This window comes from Altererythrobacter epoxidivorans (genome assembly GCF_001281485.1).
GTDB lineage: Bacteria > Pseudomonadota > Alphaproteobacteria > Sphingomonadales > Sphingomonadaceae > Erythrobacter > Erythrobacter epoxidivorans.
Window position 1 is genome coordinate 315,547 of record NZ_CP012669.1, and the last position, 19,585, is coordinate 335,131.

Annotated in this window: 19 protein-coding genes, 2 tRNA genes and 2 riboswitches; of the genes, 12 read left to right on the forward strand and 9 right to left on the reverse strand. The window is 61.8% G+C overall.

Features of this window, described 5'->3' with window-relative positions:
- Window positions 1-16: 16 nt before the first annotated feature.
- Window positions 17-793 carry an acyl-CoA thioesterase gene (locus tag AMC99_RS01605; RefSeq protein WP_061921939.1) on the reverse strand — a complete coding sequence of 259 codons (777 nt, stop codon included), beginning with the start codon at window positions 791-793 and terminating at the stop codon, window positions 17-19.
- Window positions 794-926: 133 nt separating this feature from the next.
- Between AMC99_RS01605 and AMC99_RS01610 the strand changes: the two genes are divergently transcribed.
- From AMC99_RS01610 to AMC99_RS01665, 12 genes are all read left to right on the forward strand, one after another.
- Window positions 927-1,000: transfer RNA gene (locus AMC99_RS01610), tRNA-Cys, on the forward strand.
- A 62-nt stretch (window positions 1,001-1,062) separates the two neighbouring features.
- Window positions 1,063-1,138: transfer RNA gene (locus AMC99_RS01615), tRNA-Thr, on the forward strand.
- 225 nt (window positions 1,139-1,363) lie between these two features.
- Window positions 1,364-2,350, forward strand: coding sequence for an ArsR/SmtB family transcription factor (locus tag AMC99_RS01620; protein ID WP_061927538.1), 987 nt, complete (start codon window positions 1,364-1,366; stop codon window positions 2,348-2,350).
- Window positions 2,347-3,276 carry a methylenetetrahydrofolate reductase gene (gene metF, locus AMC99_RS01625; protein ID WP_061921942.1) on the forward strand — a complete coding sequence of 310 codons (930 nt, stop codon included), beginning with the start codon at window positions 2,347-2,349 and terminating at the stop codon, window positions 3,274-3,276. The genes AMC99_RS01620 and metF overlap by 4 nt, the downstream gene beginning before the upstream one ends.
- On the forward strand, window positions 3,273-4,322 hold the full coding sequence (locus AMC99_RS01630) for a homocysteine S-methyltransferase family protein (protein WP_061921945.1): 1,050 nt from the start codon (window positions 3,273-3,275) through the stop codon (window positions 4,320-4,322). The genes metF and AMC99_RS01630 overlap by 4 nt, the downstream gene beginning before the upstream one ends.
- Window position 4,323: 1 nt before the next feature.
- Entirely contained in the window at window positions 4,324-6,930 is a 2,607-nt protein-coding gene (gene metH / locus AMC99_RS01635) for a methionine synthase (protein ID WP_061927540.1), read from the forward strand.
- Window positions 6,906-7,847, forward strand: a complete 942-nt coding sequence (locus AMC99_RS01640) for a sulfite exporter TauE/SafE family protein (protein ID WP_083440043.1) — start codon at window positions 6,906-6,908, stop codon at window positions 7,845-7,847. Before metH ends, AMC99_RS01640 begins: the two co-directional genes overlap by 25 nt.
- Window positions 7,848-7,918: 71 nt before the next feature.
- Window positions 7,919-8,018, forward strand: a riboswitch (glycine riboswitch).
- A riboswitch (glycine riboswitch) is annotated at window positions 8,019-8,120 on the forward strand.
- 51 nt (window positions 8,121-8,171) lie between these two features.
- Window positions 8,172-9,302 carry a glycine cleavage system aminomethyltransferase GcvT gene (gene gcvT / locus AMC99_RS01645; RefSeq protein ID WP_083440044.1) on the forward strand — a complete coding sequence of 377 codons (1,131 nt, stop codon included), beginning with the start codon at window positions 8,172-8,174 and terminating at the stop codon, window positions 9,300-9,302.
- Window positions 9,303-9,304: 2 nt separating this feature from the next.
- On the forward strand, window positions 9,305-9,676 hold the full coding sequence (gene gcvH / locus AMC99_RS01650; RefSeq protein WP_061921950.1) for a glycine cleavage system protein GcvH: 372 nt from the start codon (window positions 9,305-9,307) through the stop codon (window positions 9,674-9,676).
- A gap of 12 nt (window positions 9,677-9,688) precedes the next feature.
- Window positions 9,689-11,050, forward strand: a complete 1,362-nt coding sequence (gene gcvPA, locus AMC99_RS01655; protein ID WP_061921953.1) for an aminomethyl-transferring glycine dehydrogenase subunit GcvPA — start codon at window positions 9,689-9,691, stop codon at window positions 11,048-11,050.
- Window positions 11,047-12,654 (forward strand): aminomethyl-transferring glycine dehydrogenase subunit GcvPB, encoded by a 1,608-nt coding sequence (gene gcvPB / locus AMC99_RS01660; protein ID WP_061921956.1) that lies wholly within the window; start codon window positions 11,047-11,049, stop codon window positions 12,652-12,654. Before gcvPA ends, gcvPB begins: the two co-directional genes overlap by 4 nt.
- Window positions 12,655-12,676: 22 nt before the next feature.
- Window positions 12,677-13,396 carry an Nmad3 family putative nucleotide modification protein gene (locus AMC99_RS01665; protein ID WP_061921959.1) on the forward strand — a complete coding sequence of 240 codons (720 nt, stop codon included), beginning with the start codon at window positions 12,677-12,679 and terminating at the stop codon, window positions 13,394-13,396.
- A gap of 12 nt (window positions 13,397-13,408) precedes the next feature.
- Here AMC99_RS01665 and AMC99_RS01670 read toward each other — a convergent pair whose 3' ends face one another.
- From AMC99_RS01670 to AMC99_RS01705, 8 genes are all read right to left on the reverse strand, one after another.
- Window positions 13,409-14,203, reverse strand: coding sequence for an enoyl-CoA hydratase-related protein (locus AMC99_RS01670; protein WP_061921961.1), 795 nt, complete (start codon window positions 14,201-14,203; stop codon window positions 13,409-13,411).
- Window positions 14,200-15,246, reverse strand: coding sequence for an enoyl-CoA hydratase/isomerase family protein (locus tag AMC99_RS01675; protein ID WP_061921963.1), 1,047 nt, complete (start codon window positions 15,244-15,246; stop codon window positions 14,200-14,202). The genes AMC99_RS01670 and AMC99_RS01675 overlap by 4 nt, the downstream gene beginning before the upstream one ends.
- Entirely contained in the window at window positions 15,243-15,638 is a 396-nt protein-coding gene (locus tag AMC99_RS01680; protein ID WP_232301468.1) for a VOC family protein, read from the reverse strand. Before AMC99_RS01680 ends, AMC99_RS01675 begins: the two co-directional genes overlap by 4 nt.
- Window positions 15,635-16,780 carry an acyl-CoA dehydrogenase family protein gene (locus AMC99_RS01685; protein WP_061921966.1) on the reverse strand — a complete coding sequence of 382 codons (1,146 nt, stop codon included), beginning with the start codon at window positions 16,778-16,780 and terminating at the stop codon, window positions 15,635-15,637. Before AMC99_RS01685 ends, AMC99_RS01680 begins: the two co-directional genes overlap by 4 nt.
- Window positions 16,777-17,751, reverse strand: a complete 975-nt coding sequence (locus tag AMC99_RS01690; RefSeq protein WP_061921969.1) for a polysaccharide deacetylase family protein — start codon at window positions 17,749-17,751, stop codon at window positions 16,777-16,779. The genes AMC99_RS01685 and AMC99_RS01690 overlap by 4 nt, the downstream gene beginning before the upstream one ends.
- A complete protein-coding gene (locus tag AMC99_RS01695) occupies window positions 17,748-18,134 on the reverse strand; it encodes a RidA family protein (RefSeq protein ID WP_061921971.1) in 387 nt (128 codons plus the stop codon). The genes AMC99_RS01690 and AMC99_RS01695 overlap by 4 nt, the downstream gene beginning before the upstream one ends.
- Before the next feature lie 8 nt (window positions 18,135-18,142).
- Window positions 18,143-18,445 (reverse strand): I78 family peptidase inhibitor, encoded by a 303-nt coding sequence (locus AMC99_RS01700; protein WP_083440045.1) that lies wholly within the window; start codon window positions 18,443-18,445, stop codon window positions 18,143-18,145.
- Between the two features lie 84 nt (window positions 18,446-18,529).
- Window positions 18,530-19,552, reverse strand: coding sequence for a LacI family DNA-binding transcriptional regulator (locus tag AMC99_RS01705; RefSeq protein ID WP_061921974.1), 1,023 nt, complete (start codon window positions 19,550-19,552; stop codon window positions 18,530-18,532).
- Between the last annotated feature and the right edge of the window lie 33 nt (window positions 19,553-19,585).

Genomic DNA, 19,585 nt, shown 5'->3' on the forward strand with positions numbered 1-19,585 from the left:
GGATATAAGTCCGCGACTAACCGAAGATCGCGGCGGCCTGCATCCCGACCATTACAAGTTCCCCGTCGGCATTCCACAGCCGCAGCCTTTCCGAAGAATAGCCGTGTCCGGCATGGTCGCTTGCCGTTTCGGCCAGCCACCAGCCGTCCCGCGTCGTGGGCTCGGGCTCTAGGATGTTGAACATCCAGTTGATGGAGCTGAGCGGCCCCTGCCGTTGCATGGCGCGCATGGCGCCTGGTGGTAGCGTGTCCCCGATCAGGATCAGCAAGGAAATCGGGTCAAGCCCGTGGTCGGTTTTCGGGCGGAACCAGCGCCTGACGACCGGTTCGCCCGGGCCGCTTGTGTCCTGCGCCCGCCGCAACTCGTAATTCGAGATGAAATGCTTGCCCTTGGGCTCGGGCACTTTTTCGGCATCTTCAGGCGCGCCGGGCCACGGGTCGGCCTTCGGTGCAGGGTGGACCGCATTCGGTTCACGTTCGGTCCCGAATACGAAAAACGCGCTGAGGGCCGGCTTGCCATCGACCAGCAATTCGCTGCGAAGCTGCGTGACGTTGCGACCCTCGCGGATCATCTCGATCCGCGGCTCGACAGTGTCGCCAACCGGCGCGACGAAGGCGACTTGCGCGCTCCTGAGTGGCGGCAGATCGGGATATTCGCGCTTGGCAGCAGTGTAGGCGAGCAGCGTCGATGCACCGCCATAAAGGGTGCGTCCCTGCATCCAGTCCTCAGCTGCAGGAAGGTGTACGGGGCCGGACGTACCGGTGATGGGGCTGATCAGGTCTGAAGCACTCATGGCGACTTCCTGCCCACTTACGGTGCGTGCGTCCAGATTGACGTTACGTAAGTTGCCGGCGGGCCATCAAGGCGATTGCCAATGCGCAGATGACTCGTTAGAGGGCCGCTTCCCGGTTGCTTCGGCTGCCGGTGGCCCGATGGCGGAGTGGTGACGCAGAGGACTGCAAATCCTTGTACGCCGGTTCGATTCCGGCTCGGGCCTCCATTTTTCGGTTCGCGAAGCGCGTTGCGACACCACGGTTGCGCGTTTAACGATCCGGCGAGAGTGCCGCTTTAGCTCAGTTGGTAGAGCACATCATTCGTAATGATGGGGCCAGGTGTTCGAGTCACCTAAGCGGCACCACCGCCTTCTCTCTTCCCCATCGATAACGCGCCTTTCGACACCCGTTGCGGGTTTCGGCATAGGCTTGCGGCACTATGACTGTCCCGGACTTCTGGCTGTCGACCAGAAATATGTGAGGGCATAGGCTCGCCCGGCCCGGGCCAAAGGAAATCTATCCGGGCTGGCGCCTGTCCGTCGCCTTCTGCGGATTTACAGATATAAAAGATCCTTTATATGTCCGTCGCGATGGACGTCGACGCGATCTTCCGGGCCTTGGCCGATCCGACCCGCCTGCGCATCCTGCGCTTGCTCGGGGCGATGGAACTCGCCGTGGGCGAACTGGCGCAGGTTCTGGAGCAATCGCAGCCGCGCGTTTCCCGCCATATCGGAATCCTGTGCGATGCCGGTCTGGCAGAGCGGCGGCGCGAAGGCAGCTGGGTTTTCCTGCGCGCACCCGGTGGCAGTGATGGCGGCTCGCCTCTGGTCGATGCGGTCAAGCGATTGCTTGCTATCGCGGAGCGCGAGGATGCCGATTTCGCGGCGAAATGCGAAGAAGACCGCCGCAAGCTGATTGCGATCCGGTCTTCGCGCGAACAGACCGCGCAAGGCTATTTCGCAAGGCATGCGGAAGACTGGGACGAACTTCGCCGCCTGCACAGCCCCGACCGGCTCGTCGAAGAGGCACTGACGGAAGCGTTGAACGATGCACCCCTCGGCGATGTTCTGGATATCGGTACCGGCACAGGACGGATGGCAGAGCTCTTTGCGCCCAAGGCCGAACGGATCGTCGCGCTCGATAAGAGCCTCGAGATGCTGCGCATTGCGCGCGCAAAGCTCCAGCACCTGCCGACCGAAAGCGTCGAACTGGTGCAGGGCGATTTTTCAGAATTGCCGTTCGATGCGCACCGGTTCGATACCGTGTTGCTGCACCAGGTCCTGCATTTCGCGCAGGACCCGGCAGAAGCGCTTGCCGAGGCCGCCCGCGTTACCCGCCCGGGGGGACGGATCGCCATCGTCGATTTCGCCGCTCACGGACGAGAGGAACTGCGCGAGCGCCATGCACACGCACGTCTCGGATTTTCGGATCGCCAGTTGCGGCAAATGCTGCGCGATGCCGGGTTTTCCGCGCGCCAGCCCATCGAACTGGCAGGAGGCGAGCTCGTCGTCATGATCTGGATCGGCCAGCGCCGCGAAACCGATATTGCCGAAACAAGGAAGGAGGCTCGCGCATGAGCCCGACACTCAACCAGATGCGCGAGGCGCAGCGCGCACTTGAAACGCCGCTGTTTTCCGACCTTCCGGGGGACATCGCGGTCAGCTTCGAATTCTTCCCGCCCAAGTCGGACAAGATGGCCGACACGCTGTGGGAGAGCGTCCAGACGCTGAAACCGCTGGGGCCGCGTTTTGCCAGCGTAACCTATGGCGCGGGTGGTTCGACACGTGAACGTACGCACCAGCAGGTCGTTCGCATCCAGAACGAGGCGGGCATTCCTGCCGCCGCGCACCTCACCTGTGTCGAAGCGACCCGCGAGCAGGTCGATGAAGTCGCGCGCCATTACTGGGAAGAGGGAATCCGTCACATCGTCGCCCTGCGCGGCGATCCGCCCGATGGACAATCGACCTACAGCCCCTATCCGGGCGGTTATGCCAATGCTGCCGAACTGATTGCAGGCCTGAAGAAGATCGCCGATTTCGAGATTTCGGTCGCCGCCTATCCGGAGGTCCACCCCGATAGCCCTGACGCTCAGGCGGACATCGACAATCTCAAGGCGAAATTCGACGCCGGTGCGACGCGTGCGATCACGCAGTTCTTCTTCGAGCCGGAATGCTTCTTTCGCTTCCGCGACCGCGCTGCCGCTGCCGGAATCGATGGCGAAATCGTGCCTGGCGTCATGCCGGTGCTGAGCTTTGCTGCAGTACAGCGGATGTCAGGCCTATGCGGCACTGCGATCCCGCACTGGATGGAGGGTCTGTTCGAAGGGCTCGACGACCGGCCGCAGGCCCGCCAGTTGGTCAGTGCCACTATCGCGGCAGAACTCTGTCGCAAGCTTTATGCAGGCGGTGTCCGCCAGTTCCATTTCTACACCCTCAACCGGGCCGAACTCAGCTATGCGATCTGCCACATGCTCGGCCTTCGCCCGAAGGGAGACGCTGCATGAGCGCGCGTGAAAGACTGATCGAAGCGGCTTCGAAGCATGTGCTGGTTAAGGACGGTCCCTATGGCACCGAAATCCAGCGGGCGAAGCTATCGGCAGAAGATTACGCCGGCGACACCGGCCTTTCCCGCGACCAGAAGGGGAATAACGACCTCGTCAATCTGACTCAGCCGCAAGTCATCCGTGCGATCTGCGACAGTTATATCGATGCAGGTGCGACGGTGCTCGCGACCAATACCTTCAATGCCAACCGCATCAGCCAGGCAGATTACGGTGCGGAAAGCCTCGTCCATGACATCAATGTCGCCGCAGCCCGCATTATCCGCCAGGCGTGCGACGATGCGACGGCGAAGGACGGCATTCCGCGCTTCGTCTGCGGCGCGATGGGACCAACCAACAAGACGTTGTCGCTTTCGCCCAAGGTCGAGGATCCGGGCTTCCGCGAAGTAACTTTCGATGAGGTGAAGGAGGTCTATCGCGAACAGGCTGCCGCATTGCTGGAAGGTGGGGCGGAGTTCATCCTGGTCGAGACCGTGTTTGACACGCTCAACTGCAAGGCGGCGGTCATGGCGGTGAAGGAGCTGGAGCGCGATCTGGGTCGCGACATTCCGCTGATGATCTCGCTGACGCTGACCGATCTATCGGGGCGCAACCTGTCGGGGCACACGGTCGAGGCATTCTGGAACACCATGCGCCATGCAAAACCGGTTACGATCGGGCTCAATTGCAGTTTCGGCGCCGAACAGTTGCGGCCGCATGTGCAGCTGCTCGCCAAGGTCGCGGACACGCTTTTGATGGCCTATCCCAATGCCGGCCTGCCCAATGAAATGGGAGAATACGACGAACTGCCGGAAACGACGGCGAGCTTCCTCAAGCGCTGGGCGGAGAATGGCCGGGCCAACATCCTTGGCGGTTGCTGCGGATCGACACCGGCCCATATCGCCGCGATCGCGGCGGCGGTGAAGAATGTGACCGAACCGCGCCCGGTCCCCCAAATAGAGCCCGAAATGCGGCTTGCCGGACTTGAACCATTCACGATTGCCGCCTGAAATGACCGATACGAATTCCACTGCCCGCTTCGTCAATATCGGCGAACGCACCAACGTTACCGGGTCGGCGCGGTTCAAGAAGCTGATCATGGCGGACGACTATGCCGCAGCGGTCGAAGTGGCTCGGCAGCAGGTCGAAAACGGCGCGCAGGTGATCGACGTCAACATGGACGAAGGCCTGCTCGACGCAAAGTCTGCGATGGAAACCTTCCTCAAGCTGATTGCGGCAGAACCCGATATCGCCCGCGTGCCGGTGATGATCGACAGTTCGAAGTGGGAGGTGATCGAAGCGGGGCTGAAATGCGTTTCGGGCAAGCCCATCGTCAACTCGATCAGCATGAAAGAAGGCGAAGAGGCATTTCTTCACCAAGCGAGGCTCTGCATGGACTACGGCGCCGCAGTCGTGGTCATGGCATTCGACGAGACGGGTCAGGCCGATACCAAAGACCGCAAGGTTGAGATTTGCGCGCGCGCCTATGATCTCCTCACCGGCATCGGCTTCCCACCCGAAGATATCATCTTCGATCCCAATATTTTCGCCGTGGCTACCGGTATCGAGGAACATGACCGCTACGGGCTCGACTTCATCGAAGCGGTGGCGGAGATCAAGTCACGCTGCCCGCATGCAAAGACTAGCGGCGGCTTGTCGAACCTCAGTTTCAGTTTCCGCGGCAACGAGACTGTTCGCCGGGCAATGCACTCTGTGTTCCTCTATCACGCTATCCCGGCAGGGCTCGACATGGCGATCGTCAATGCCGGCCAGCTCGATATCTATGACGATATCGATCCTGCCCTGCGCGATGCGTGCGAGGACGTGATCCTGATGCGCCGCCCGGATGCGACCGAGCGGCTGATCGAACTTGCGGAAAGCTTCAAGGGCAAGAGCGCCGCCGACGAAAAAGCGGCAGAGGAATGGCGCGGTTGGCCGGTAGCGCGCCGGCTGGAACACGCCTTGGTAAAGGGGATCGACGCTTATGTCGTCGATGACACAGAAGAAGCGCGCCAGCAATTCGACCGTCCTATCGAAGTCATCGAAGGGCCGCTGATGGACGGCATGAACGTCGTCGGCGACCTGTTCGGTTCGGGCAAGATGTTCCTGCCGCAGGTGGTGAAATCCGCCCGAGTGATGAAGAAGGCAGTGGCGCACCTCATCCCCTTCATCGAGGCGGAGAAGGAAGAAGGCGCCAAGGCCAAGGGCCGGATCGTCATGGCCACCGTAAAGGGCGATGTTCACGATATCGGCAAGAACATCGTCGGCGTGGTTCTGCAGTGCAATGGCTACGAGGTCATCGATCTGGGCGTGATGGTGCCCTGGCAGGACATCCTGAAGAGCGCGCAGGACAACGATGCCGACATTATCGGGCTATCCGGCCTGATCACGCCGTCACTCGACGAGATGGTGACAGTGGCAGAGGAAATGACCCGCTCCGGCTTCCACGTACCGTTGCTGATCGGCGGCGCGACCACGAGCAAGGTTCACACTGCGCTGAAGATCGATCCGGCGTATGATGGTCCGGTGATACATGTCCTTGATGCCAGCCGCGCTGTCGGTGTCGCATCGAAGCTGCTTTCCGACACGCAGAAGACCGGCTTCGTCGAAGAAACTGCGTGCGAATATGCCAAGGTGCGCGAGGCGCGCGAGGGCAAGGCGCCGAGCGTGCTCCTGACTTTGGAGGAAGCGCGGGCGAATTATTACGATGCCTATCTCAGCGACAAGGCGGCGCCGCCCGTGAAGCCCGGTATCCATGTATTCGAAGACTGGGACCTCGCGGACCTGCGCGAATATATCGACTGGACGCCGTTTTTCCGCGCGTGGGAATTGCATGGCAATTATCCCGCGATCCTTGATGACGAGATCGTCGGCGACACCGCCCGAACGCTCAAGTCCGATGCCGATGCTATGCTCGACAGGATCATCGCCGAAAAATGGCTGGTGGCGAAGGGCGTGTGCGGTTTCTGGCCGTGCGCACGCGACGGGGACGATGTGACGCTGCACCTTGCAGAACAGGAAGAGCATGTGGTGCTGCCGTTCCTCCGCCAGCAGGTAAAGAAAAGCCGTGACCGGGCGAACATGTGCCTTGCCGATTTCATCGATCCTGCAGGTGACTGGATCGGCGGCTTTGCCGTCGGCATTCATGGGATCGAGCCGCATTCAGCCCGCTTCAAGGATGAAAAGGACGATTATTCCGACATCCTGTTGAAGTCGCTTGCAGACCGATTTGCAGAGGCATTTGCCGAGCGCCTTCACCAGCATGTGCGCACGGACCTGTGGGGCTATGCACCGGGCGAACAGCTGGGCAACGAGGCGCTGATCAAGGAGCAGTATCGCGGTATCCGCCCGGCGCCGGGCTATCCGGCGTGTCCCGACCACAGCCTGAAGCCGATCCTGTTCGACCTGCTCGATGCGCCTTCGAACGCAGGCCTGTCGTTGACCGAGAATTTCGCCATGTTGCCGACCGCTGCCGTCAGCGGGTTTTATTTCGGTCATCCCGAAGCGCAATATTTCGGGGTCGCCCGCATAGGGCGCGACCAGTTGGAAGATTATGCCGCGCGCCGCGGCGTCGATATTGCTACGGCCGAGCGATGGCTGAGGCCCAATCTCGACTGAGTGCGCTGCCGCGCGGACGGATGGTTGCGTTAGGCGGCAGCGTGTTGTTGCTCGCCTATGTCGCGCTCTGGCTGCTTGTTCCGCACGATTTGTCCCTGCTTGCGGAATTGTGGTTCCTGCCCGGTATCGGGGTCGTCGGAGCGATCATTGCGAATACCTCGGGAACAGGCGGAGGCGTTGTTTTCGTTCCCGTTTTCAATGCATTGCGCGAATGGAACGTAATGAATTTGTCGCCGCTGCAGGTCGTCGGCGTTTCGATGGGTATCCAGAGCTTCGGAATGACGATGGGGGCGTTGCGCTGGACGGATCGCCTGTTTCACCAACCGCAGGCGGATGCATTGCATGCCAATGTGCAGGTCCGGGATTTCTTCGTGGTGGCGCTCGGTGTTCTCGCGCTGTCCTTGCCCGCGATGCTGCTGACGCAGCGAGTTACGTCCTTCGATCAGAACGCCGTGCTGCTTGGATATAAGGCGTTCTCCATCCTGCTCGGCATCGCGCTCGTCGCATCCACATGGACGGTCAATTTTGCGAAGCCGGAAAAGGAGCGCCTCGAGCGTGTCGATATGGCTGTGCTGCTATGCCTCGCAGTGCCAGGAGGAATCCTGACTGCGCTGTTTTCGGTAGGGGTGGGAGAGCTTGTCGCGCTCTACCTGTTCATCCGCCACTATCCGGTGCTGCTATGTACCGGAGCGGCATGCCTCATATCCTCGGTAAGCGTCATCGCCGGCTCGATCTGGCATATCGATGCAGGCACGATCCAGTGGGAGGTGGTTCTGCTGGCCGGACCTGGCGCTGTGCTGGGTGGTTTCCTTGCCCGACCGATTGCCCTGTGGCTTGGCGCTCGGCGGCTCAAGACGCTGGACGGAACATGGATCGTGCTGTCGGCGCTCTATCTCCTGTGGCTCAATTGGATTTAGCCTCTCGACGGCGATTGACCGCCGCGCAGCAATAGAGCAGAGCGAAGCCGTCGCCGCGGAAGCGATTCTGCGGACGTATCAGCGGGAGAGATCGACCGGGTTGCAAGCCCGGGAGGCGCCGAAGGAGCAACCGCCCCGGAAACTCTCAGGCAAAGGGACCGCGATACGATCGACACTCTGGAAAGCGCAGGTCCGGCTGGGGCTTGCCACCGAAGGGGAAGGCTGGATCACCTATCCGGCTAAGCTCTCAGGTTTCCCGACAGAGGGGGCGCGTAACGTACGTTTCAGCGTGAGACGTCGTGCGCCTTGAGCGGGGAATGCGATTTGAGCGACAACGAAACTCCTGAAGAACTGCCGCTGGACAAGCTGCCACTCGACGCGTGGCATCGCGCGCATGGCGCTCGCATGGTGCCGTTTGCCGGGTATGAAATGCCGATCCAGTACGAAGGCATCGTGGCCGAACACGAATGGACCCGCAACAGTGCCGGCCTGTTCGATGTCAGTCACATGGGCCAGCTGCTGCTCTCGGGTCCCGATCTCGACGCCGCGGTGGAAGCCGTCTTGCCGATCGACCTGTCGACCCTGAAGCTTGGCCAGCAACGCTATTCGCTGCTGCTCGACGAAGATGGCGGCGTTCTCGACGACCTGATGGTCTCGCGTTGGCCGGATAGCCTGTATCTCGTGGTCAACGGCGCGACCAAGTGGGACGATATCGGCCATCTGCGCGAACACCTGCCCGACGAGATCACCCTCAACCACCTCGACGAGCAGGCGCTGCTGGCGCTGCAGGGGCCCAAGGCGGCAGACGCGCTGGCGCGCCATGCGACAGGTGAGTACCCGCTTTCGGCTCTGACCTTCATGAAGTTCGGCCGCTTCACCATCGCGGGCCACGACGTGACTATCGCCCGCGCTGGCTACACCGGCGAAGACGGTTTCGAGATTTCGCTCCCCGGCCATGCGGCGGCGGAAATCGCCGACCTGCTGTGCGGCGAACCCGAAGTGAAACCAATCGGCCTCGGCGCGCGCGACAGCCTGCGCCTCGAGGCGGGCCTGCCGCTTTACGGCCACGACCTTTCGCCTGAAACCTCGCCCATCGAAGCAGGTCTGGTGTTCGGCATCAACAAGCGCCGCCGGACCGAAGGCGGCTATCCCGGTGCGACACGGATCAACCGCGAGATCGCAGACGGCACCGCGCGCAAGTGGGTCGGCCTGAAACTCGATGGACGTATGCCTGCACGTGAAGGCGCCGAGGTTTTCGTTGGCGACAGCAAGGTCGGCACGGTCACCAGCGGCGGTTTTTCACCGACGCTCGGCGCACCCATCGCGATGGCCTATGTCGCGGCCGTCCATGCAGAACATGGCACCGCGCTCGAAATCGAAGTTCGTGGCAAGCGACTTGCTGCCACCGTTTCACCCATGCCTTTTGTCCCCCATCGCTATTTCCGAGGGAGTTGAGAATGCCGCGTTACTTTACCGATGAGCATGAATGGATCGACGTCGACGGCGACACTGCGACAGTCGGCATCACCGATTACGCGCAGGAACAGCTGGGCGATATCGTCTTCGTCGAACTGCCTGCACCCGGCACCGCGCTGACCAAGGGCGGCGATGCAGCAGTGGTCGAAAGCGTCAAGGCGGCGAGCGATGTCTATGCCCCGATCGACGGCGAGGTGAGCGAGGCAAATTCGGCACTGGAAGACGATCCCGCACTCGTGAACACCGCGCCCGAAGGCGAAGGCTGGTTCTTCAAGATGACCGTGGGCGATGCCGGCCAGCTCGAAGGGCTGATGGACGAAGCCGGTTACAAGAGCTTCTGCGACTCCCTCTAAAGGCGACAACCCATGCGCTACCTGCCCCTGACCGATACCGACCGCAGCGAAATGCTGGCCAAGGTCGGTGCTTCTACGATCGATGACCTGTTCGTCGATGTACCCGAGGAAGCTCGTCTCGACGGCCCGATCCACGGCCTGCCGATGCATGCTAGTGAAATGGCGGTCGAGCGGCACATGCGCCTGCTCAGCAAGAAGAACCTTGCCGCTGCCGACGCACCGTTCTTCCTTGGGGCAGGGGCCTATCGCCACCATGTCCCGGCGAGTGTCGACCACATCATCCAGCGCGGCGAGTTCCTGACAGCCTATACGCCCTACCAGCCGGAAATCGCGCAGGGCACGCTGCAGATGCTGTTCGAATTCCAGACACAGGTGGCGAAGCTTTACGGCTGCGCCGTGGCGAACGCATCGATGTATGACGGTTCTACTGCGTGCTGGGAGGCGGTTGCCATGGCCACCCGCGTGACCCGCCGCAATAAGGCGGTGTTGTCGGGCGCCCTTCACCCCCACTACACCGAAGTCGTCAAAACGATGGCGAAGTTCACCGGCGATACGATCGCCGACAGTTCGCCTTCGATCCAGCCGAGTCCCGACAATGTCGGTCTGATCGCCCGCATCGATGAGGACACTGCCTGCGTCGTGGTGCAGTATCCCGACATCCTCGGCCGCATTCCCGACCTGACCGAAATCGCCGAAGCTGCCCATGCCAAGGGTGCTCTGCTGGTCGCAGTCAATACCGAGCCTGTGGCGCTTGGCGCGATCAAGAGTCCGGGTGAACTCGGCGCCGACATCGTCGTTGGCGAAGGGCAGGCGATCGGCGTCGGCCTGCAGTTCGGCGGACCTTTCCTCGGCCTGTTCGCAGTGCGCGATCCCAAGCACGTGCGGCAAATGCCTGGTCGTCTGTGCGGCGAAACTGTCGATGCAGAGGGCAAGCGCGGCTTCGTGCTGACGCTTTCCACGCGCGAGCAGCACATCCGGCGCGAGAAGGCGACGTCGAACATCTGCACCAATTCGGGCCTCTGCGCGCTGGCTTTCAGCGTGCACATGACCTTGCTCGGCGAAAAGGGCTTGCGCCGCCTCGCTGCCGAAAACCACCGGCTCGCCTGCATTGCTGCCGATCGCCTGGCCAGGGTTCCGGGGGTTACCGTGCTCAACGAATTGTTCTTCAATGAATTCACTATTCGCATTGAAGCTGATGCTCGGCAGGTCGTCAGGGATCTCGCGGACCAGGGCGTGCTCGCGGGTGTCTCGCTCGGCCGCCTCTACCCCCAGGTCGAAGAATTTTCCGACAGCTTGCTTGTCGCCGTGACCGAAACGACGAGCGAGGAAGATATCGAAACCCTTGCCGTCGCACTCGAGGAGGCGCTGTCATGAACGCACCGAACAAGAGCGGCTGGAAGCCGGAAATGAATGCTAGCGAAGACGGCATGCACAACGGTCCGGCAACGGTAACCGGCAACCGGGCGTTGATGCTCGAAGAACCGCTGATCTTCGAGATCGGCCATGCCGAAACTACTGGTGTCGACCTGCCTGAAATCTCCGAGGGACGAAGCCGCCTCGGAAGTTTCGCGCGCAACGAAACTATCGGACTTCCCGGCCTGACCGAGCCGGAAACGGTGCGTCACTATACGCGCCTCAGCCGCCAGAACTATGCCATCGACCTTGGTCTGTTCCCGCTCGGCAGCTGCACGATGAAGCACAACCCGCGCCTCAACGAAAAGGTCGCGCGGATGCCCGGCTTTGCCGATGTCCACCCCTTGCAACCACAAGGCACGGTGCGCGGCGCACTGGAAGTGATCAACGAGCTGGCCGAATGGCTGCTGAAGCTGACCGGAATGCACGGGGTTGCGATGAGCCCCAAGGCAGGGGCGCACGGCGAGCTCTGCGGGATCCTGTGCATCCGTGCCGCTCTCGAAGCGCGCGGAGATGCGCGCGAGGTCGTGCTGGTGCCGGAAAGTGCCCATGGCACCAATCCGGCGACTGCCGCCTTTGCCAACTACCGCGTGGAAAATATTCCCGCGAACGAGGATGGCCGCGTTGACCTGGAAGCGCTCAAGGCGCGGCTCGGTCCCGATGTCGCTGCAGTCATGATCACCAATCCCAATACCTGCGGATTGTTCGAGCGTGACATGAAAGCGATTTCCGATGCGGTGCATGAAGCGGGCGGCTTCGTTTACTGCGATGGTGCCAACTTCAACGCCATCGTCGGCAAAGTGCGCCCGGGCGATCTTGGCGTCGATGCGATGCACATCAACCTTCACAAGACATTCTCCACCCCGCATGGCGGCGGCGGCCCCGGCTCGGGCCCGGTGGTCCTGTCGGAAGCATTGAGCCCGTTCGGCCCGCTTCCCTTCACCGCGCGGACCGCCGATGGCGTCGTCCATCTGGCGGAAGAAGAGAACGCAGCAGAATTCGGTCACACGCAGGCATTTGGCCGCATGACCGCCTTTCACGGCCAGATGGGCATGTTTACCCGCGCCCTGTCCTATATCCTCAGCCACGGCGCCGATGGATTGAAGCAGGTGGCAGAGGACGCCGTGCTCAACGCCAATTACATCCTGCGCAGCCTCGAAGACCTGCTCGACGCGCCGTTCGCAGCAAGTGGTCCCTGCATGCACGAGGCGCTCTTCGGAGATCAGGGTTTTGCCGAAGGGCTTTCGACGCTCGATCTTGCCAAGGCGCTGATCGACGAAGGCTATCATCCGATGACCATGTATTTCCCGTTGGTGGTGCATGGCGCGATGCTGGTCGAACCGACCGAAACCGAAAGCAAGGCCTCGCTCGACCAGTTCATCGCTGCGCTGCGCGGTGTCGCAGAGCGTGCGCTGGCCGGCGATGAGAGCATGAAGCAGGCGCCCTATTACGCGCCGCGCCGCAGGCTCGACGAAACACAGGCTGCGCGAAAGCCGGTGTTGGCCTGGCACGAACCGGCGCCTCCGGCCGGAACGCCTACATTGAGCGAGCAGGGCGGGAGCTGATCCCGCCCGCTGCGGGCAGGCCATGCGCATCGTCTTCAGCCGCAAGGGGTTCGACAGCGCTGCCGGTGGCGGCGCATCGCCGATCGTCAACGGTCGTCCGCTAAGCCTGCCGATCCCGGCGGGCGCGGCCAGCGCGACGACCTATGGCGCCCTGGGCCTGGGTGCGCATGCCGCAGCCGCCAGCCGCGGCAAGTTCGGACCTGATGACCTTTGCCATCACGATCCCATGTTCACGGATGCCGGTGAATGCCTGTTCGGGCAATGCGGCGCAGCTCAAACCCACCTTGAGCGTCAGGGCGTTGGCATCGGCGACGTATTCCTGTTCTTCGGGCTGTTCCGGGAGGAGGAGAGCGGTGAGCCACACCACCGCATTTTCGGCTATCTGAAAGTCGAGGAAATCGTACCACTGGCCCATGGCGCGCCGGAGGAATTGCTTGCGATCTCACATCCGCATGCCCTCGCAATGCATCACAGGAACGATGTCATCTACCGCGGTCCGGGCAAGGTGGCAGCTCGGGCGAGCAACGCATTGCGTCTGACGGTAGCTGGCGGACCGCCGACCTTGTGGCACCGGCCCGAATGGCTCAGGCGCGGTGGGCTTTCCTATCATGACAAGCCCGAACGCTGGCTGCACGGCAAGCGGCTAAAAGCCGTGGCGCGCGGACAGGAGTTCGTTGCCGATATCGGCAGGCGCCAGGCACCGCGCGACTGGCTTGCCTCGATACTGGAAGAGATCGGTTAGCAGGCGCTCGGATCAACGCCCTTTCCACTTTCCTTCGCGCTTTTCGATGAAGGCGGCCATGCCTTCATGCTTGTCCTCGCTTGCAGTCAGGATCTGGAAAATACGGCGTTCGATGATCAGCCCCTGTTCCAGGCTGGTTTCGAAGGCTGCGTTGACCATTTCCTTGTTTGCGATCGCGGCCATCGGCGGCTTGCTGGCAATCGTCGCGGCGGTCTTGAGCGTTTCTTCGAGCAGGCTGCCGTGCGGAACGACGCGGGCGACGAGATTGCTGCGCTCGGCTTCCTCGGCACCCATCATCCGGCCGGTAAGGCACATTTCCATCGCTTTCGATTTGCCGATGGCTTTGGTCAGGCGCTGCGATCCGCCCATTCCCGGGGCGACGCCGAGGTTGATTTCCGGCTGGCCGAATTTTGCATTCTCGCTGGCGATGATGAAGTCGGCCATCATGGCAAGCTCGCACCCGCCGCCCAGCGCAAAGCCATTGACCGCGGCGATCCACGGCTTGCGAGTTTTCCTGACGATCTCGCTCGTCCACGGGCTGAAGAAATCCTCGAGATAGAAGTCAGCCGCGGCCTTCTCGCTCATTTCCTTGATGTCGGCGCCCGCAGCGAAAGCTTTCTCGCCCGAGCCCGTCAGCACTGCACAGCGCTGGCTCGCATCGGCCTGGTATTCGGCAAAAGCCGTGATCAACTCTCCCAGGACTTCCGAATTGAGCGCGTTAAGCGCTTGCGGGCGGTTGAGCGTGATGAGAGTGACGCCGTCATTGCCACTGGCATTGGTTTCGACGGTGATGTTTTCGTAGCTCATAGGGGTTTCCATTCCTCGTCTGCGGGAAGCGGGGCAAAGATGCTGTCGAGCAGTTCCTCGCTCACGTCTTCGGGCGTTGCCGGGTCCCACTTGGGATCGTTCGTCTTGTCGGTGATCACGGCACGAACGCCCTCGGCAAAGTCGGGGCGGGTCAGCACGCGAGAGGCGATGCGATATTCCATCACCATGTTGTCCGCGAAATCGTCGAATTTCATGCTTTCCGCAAGCTGCCTCAGCGCAACCTTGCACGTCTGGGGACTCTTCGTGCCGAGCGTATCCCGCTCCTTCACCGCCCACTCGTCATCACTTGCCTCAAGGCTGGCGAGAATGTCCTCGTAACGGTCCGAGGCAAAGTGCTTCGCAATCTTGTCGGCATTGGCCTCGATCCGGGCCTTGGGCGGAGAACCCGGCATTTCCGCCAGCACGCCGCTGATACGTCCGGGCTTTTCGATGATGCGCGACTTCGCTTCGGCGACCATGTCGCTGGGCAGATAGTGTGTCGCGATCCCAGCCCACAGGCATTCGGCCCCATCAAGGCGAGCGCCCGTCAGCGCAAGGAACTGGCCCAGCCTGCCCCCGAGACGCGAAAGGTGCCATCCACCGCCTACGTCCGGGAACAGTCCGATGCCGGTTTCGGGCATGGCGAAGCGGGTATTTTCGGTTGCCACACGGAATTTGCAGGGAAGGGCGATCCCGACCCCGCCGCCCATCGTGATGCCATCCATGAAAGCCACGATCGGCTTCGCATAGGTCATCATCTGGTGATTGAGCTGGTATTCATCGTGGAAGAACTTGCGGCCAGATACGCCGCCATCGTTGAGAGCAGAAATGCGCAGGAATGCAATGTCGCCGCCTGCACAGAAACCGCGACCTTCGGCATGGTCGAGGATTACCGCTTCGACCTCGTCATCTTCGGCCCATTGGGACAAGGCTGCACTCATCGCGTGGCACATGTCGAGCGTAAGCGCATGAAGCGCCTTGGGCCGGTTGAGCGAGATGTGGCCGACGCGGCCGTGTTTGTGGATCAGGACTTCGTCGGTCATGCCGCTTTCCTATGTTCGATAAGGTCCCAACGGTTGCCGAAGGGATCGGTGAAGACGGCCACCGTGCCATATGCCTCGCTGCGGGGATTTTCCTCGAATGCCACCCCTCGTGCGCGGAAGCGTTCGTAACACGCGGCGAAATCGTCGGTTTCGAGGAAAAAACCTACACGGCCACCGGTCTGATTGCCGACGACCTTTTCCTGTGCCTCATCCGCTGCCTTGGCGAGGAGTATGTGCGAACCGTCGGCTGCGGCCACGACGACCCAGCGCTTGCCTTTGCCCATATCCGTATCCTCGACGACTTCGAAGCCGAGTGCTCCTTCGTAGAAGGCAATCGCCTCGTAGTAATCGGGTACGACCAGTGTAATCATCGACAGCTTGAGCATGTTCATTGGCGCAGCAGGTCGCGGCCAACGATCATACGCATGACCTGGTTCGTGCCTTCGAGGATCGAGTGTACGCGCAAGTCACGCCAGAAGCGTTCGATCGGGTATTCCCGGAGGTAACCGTAACCGCCGAACAGCTGGAGCGCGTTGTTGACGACGTTGCTGCCGCTGTCGGTCGCCAGGCGTTTCGCCATGGCGGAAAAGCGCGATTTGTCGGGTGCATTCTCGGTAACCTTGCATGCCGCGAGGTAGAGCAATGCACGCGCCGCCTCCAGTTCGGTCGCCATGTCGGCGAGCATGAACTGCGTGTTCTGGAAATCGGCGATCGGTTGGCCGAATTGCTGGCGCTCTTTCGTATATTTCACCGCTTCGTCAAGGCAGCGCTGCGCACCCCCAAGCGAACAGGCGCCGATATTCAGGCGTCCACCATCGAGGCCGGCCATGGCAAAGCCGAAACCTTCGCCCTCGGCCCCGACGCGATTGGCGACCGGCACGCGGCAATCCTCGAAGATCAGTTGCGCCGTCGGCGAGGCGTTCCAGCCAAGCTTCTTCTCGGGCTTGCCGAAGCTGAGGCCGGGGGTGTCCTTCTCGACCACGAGGCAGGTAATGCCCTTCGATTTGTGGTCGCCGGTACGGACCATCACGACATAGATGTCGTTGAAGCCGCTGCCGCTGATGAACTGCTTCGTTCCGTTGAGCACGTAATGATCGCCGTCGAGCACGGCTGTCGTCTTGAGGCCTGCAGCATCGGAGCCCGAGCCCGGTTCCGTCAGGGCATAGCTGGCGAGGTGCTCCATCGTGACGAGCCTGGGCAGGTATCTCGCCTTGAGATCGTCACTGCCGAAGCGGTCGATCATCCATGCTGCCATGTTGTGGATCGACACATAGGCGCTGGTTGCCGGGCAGCCGTAGGCCATGGCTTCCATGATCAGCGCGGCCTCGAGCCGGCCGAGCGCGATGCCGCCCGATTCCTCGGACACGTAGATAGCACCGAAGCCGAGTTCGCCTGTTTGCTGGATGACGTCGCGCGGGAAATGCGATTTTTCGTCCCACTCGGCTGCGAAAGGGGTGATGTTGTCGGCGGTGAACCGCTGCGCCATTTCCTGGATCGCAAGCTGGTCGTCGGTAAGCTGGAATTGGGAAGTCATTCGGTGTCCAGTTTGGCTTTGATTACGCGTGTCTCGAACAGGTAAGTCATCATACCAGTCGAGATCCAGATGGGGGATAGTGGAGGCGGCACGTCCTTCTCCCACGCCATCGACCCCGTCAAGGTACCCCATGCATAAGGAACATCGGGCTCTGCAGACGCGATCAGATCGCGATATGCTTCGTCGGGGCTGATGATGCGCCAGCCATGCTTGCGCATCTCGGCGACCAGGTCGGGCAGGAACAGCGCGGCGAGATCGGTTTCGTGCAGGAGCAGGACGTGCGCGGGTGAGCGCCCCAGCGTGTCGCGCGCAAGCTGGTCGTGATACTCGAGCGCGCTCATCTGCGCCGCAATATAAAGCCGACGCAGCTGCTTCATGTCTATCGGCTTGCCCTGTTCCTGCGCGGCGATTGTCAGGAACTCGAGATGCCAGTCCGAGCCGTCGGCAGTGACGTAGCCATTGGCGAGGCCGCGCTCCTTCAGCCCTGCACGCACCGCATCGCGCTTCGCTTTGTTGCCAGCGCCTTCGTCGAGATAGGGAAATCGAAACCAGGGCCGATAACCGGCCCGACCGCGAAGCCAATCTTCTGCGCGGTCAATATCGGCGAGGTAGTCCTCGGCAGTGCTCTTGCTGAGGTGTTGGTGGCTGAAACTGTGATTGGCGATGACATGGCCTGCCGCAACATAGGCGCTGATATGTGCCTCGCCATCGGCGCCATCGGGCGTGTCCAGTCGGCCCGGATTGATGAAGAACGCGACCTGCCCGACCGAGGCGTCGCGCAAGGCGGCGAGGATCTTCTCGGTGCGCTCCTGGGGCGTGAAAAAGGCACCCTTCTGGCGCGGGATATCGTCGAAGGTCAGCGCTACGCGCTTGTCGTCCTGCGGCGATGCGGGGTCCTGCGCGCCTAGGGGCCCGCAGAGGGCCAAGGCGGCCAGCCAGAGCGCCGCTGCCCAACGAAAAATCCTATTCATGCGAGTATTGCTTCCGCTTCGATTTCGATCTTCCATTCCTTCCGGCAAAGCCACGAAACGCCGACCATAGTGGCAGCCGGTCTTGCCTCGCCGAAGAAGCGCGCGTGGACTTCGCCGACCGCACCCTGATCGTCGAAATCGGTCAGGAACATTCGCGTGCGAACCACATCGTCGGCACATCCTCCGAGCTGCTCGATCGCACGAAGGATCAGGGTGAAGCAGCGCTCGGCCTGTTCAGCGACACCCCCTGCCGTCGACGTGCCATCATCCTCTATCGGCCCGGTGCCAGCGACCTTTATGGTGTCCCCGACCCGGATCGCGCGCGAAAAGCCGAATTGTTCCTCGAACGGTGAACCCGAGAAGGCATGCTTTCGTGCCTGCATGGGACCGATCAGCCGCAGCTGATCTTCGTGATGGTCATCTCGCGGTCATAGGACACGTTCAAGCGGTCCTTGCGGTAGTCCATCGTGACTGCCGAATCCGGCGGTATCCAGCGCAGCTTTGCAGCACCTGACTCATTCAGCAGGATCGCGCCGCTTTCAGCCGTCGCCTTGTGCCCGATGTGCCCTTGCAGGCCTGAGGCGTCGCAAACGCCGTCGCCCATCACTTGCGGCGGGTCCTGAGGAGTCTCCATGGCAGGGGTTGTACATGCAACTGCCATCGAAGCCATCGACAGGGCGACCAGAATTCGCATGGGAATCTCCTTCTTTGGGTGTGCGAATGCGCGCAGCAATGCGAGATTAGGCGATAAGGGCAGCGTTGTCTCTGGTCGATAGTGTCAGGAGCGGGCGGTGCTCGCCCGGGCGATCAGGTCCACCGGCGCAAGCGACGCTTCTCCGTCGGGTTCTTCTTCCAGAACCCGCGCGATCAGCTGCCTGCCTGCTTCTTCGAGGTCGGGCTTGATCGTCGTGAGCGGAGGGCTCGCATGGGCAGTCGCCGCAAGGCCATCGTATCCCACGATCCCGACTGCACCGGGAACGTCGATACCGTGCTGCGTCAATGCTTCCGAAGCACCGAGAGCGATGAAGTCGCAGGCTGCGAAGATGGAATCGAATTCGGCGCCTGTTTCGATCAGGCGGGCAACGGCATCGCGGCCCTGTTCGAAACGGTCGTTGGTGCTCACATCGCGCATGATCAGCGCCTCACCGCCGAGCTCACCCAAGGCCTCGCAAAACCCTTCGTAGCGTTCCTGGAATTGCCGCTGGGTGCATTCGACCGGCCCGATGAAGGCTGGCTTGCGATACCCTTGCGCCCAAAGATGCTGCGCGGCCATGCGGCCTCCGGCGCGGTTGTCCGACCTGACCGAGTGCGCTTCTTCATAGGGAAGGCCCCAGCAGATCGAATGATCGTCGCGCTGCAGGATGGGGCGAAAATAGTCCCAAGCCTCTGCGTTTTGCGTCGTCCCGAGGACGATCATTGCATCGGCATCGCGCTGTTCGACATATCGGCCATAGAATTCATCGGGCGACGACTGGAACGAGACAAGCGTTTCATACCCGCGCGCCGATGCTGCGCGGCAGACACCGCCCAGGAGCGCATAGGTGAACGGATTGACTTCCTGAGCGCTATCCTCGGCGCGGGTGATAAGGACCACGGCGAGAACCCCCGTCTGGCCGCTGCGTAGCCGCGAAGCACGCTTGTCGGGGAGGTAATCGAGCGCTTCTGCCGCGGCCATCACGCGGGCGCGGGTTTGCTCGCTGATACGGGTGGAGCCGGTGAACACACGGCTCACGGTCGATTGGCTGACACCCGCTTTTTCCGCGACGTCCCAGGCGGTGCTTTTACGGATTGCGCGGTCCATTTGCGCGAGGCCCCTCTCTCCGCGCCCTTTCCG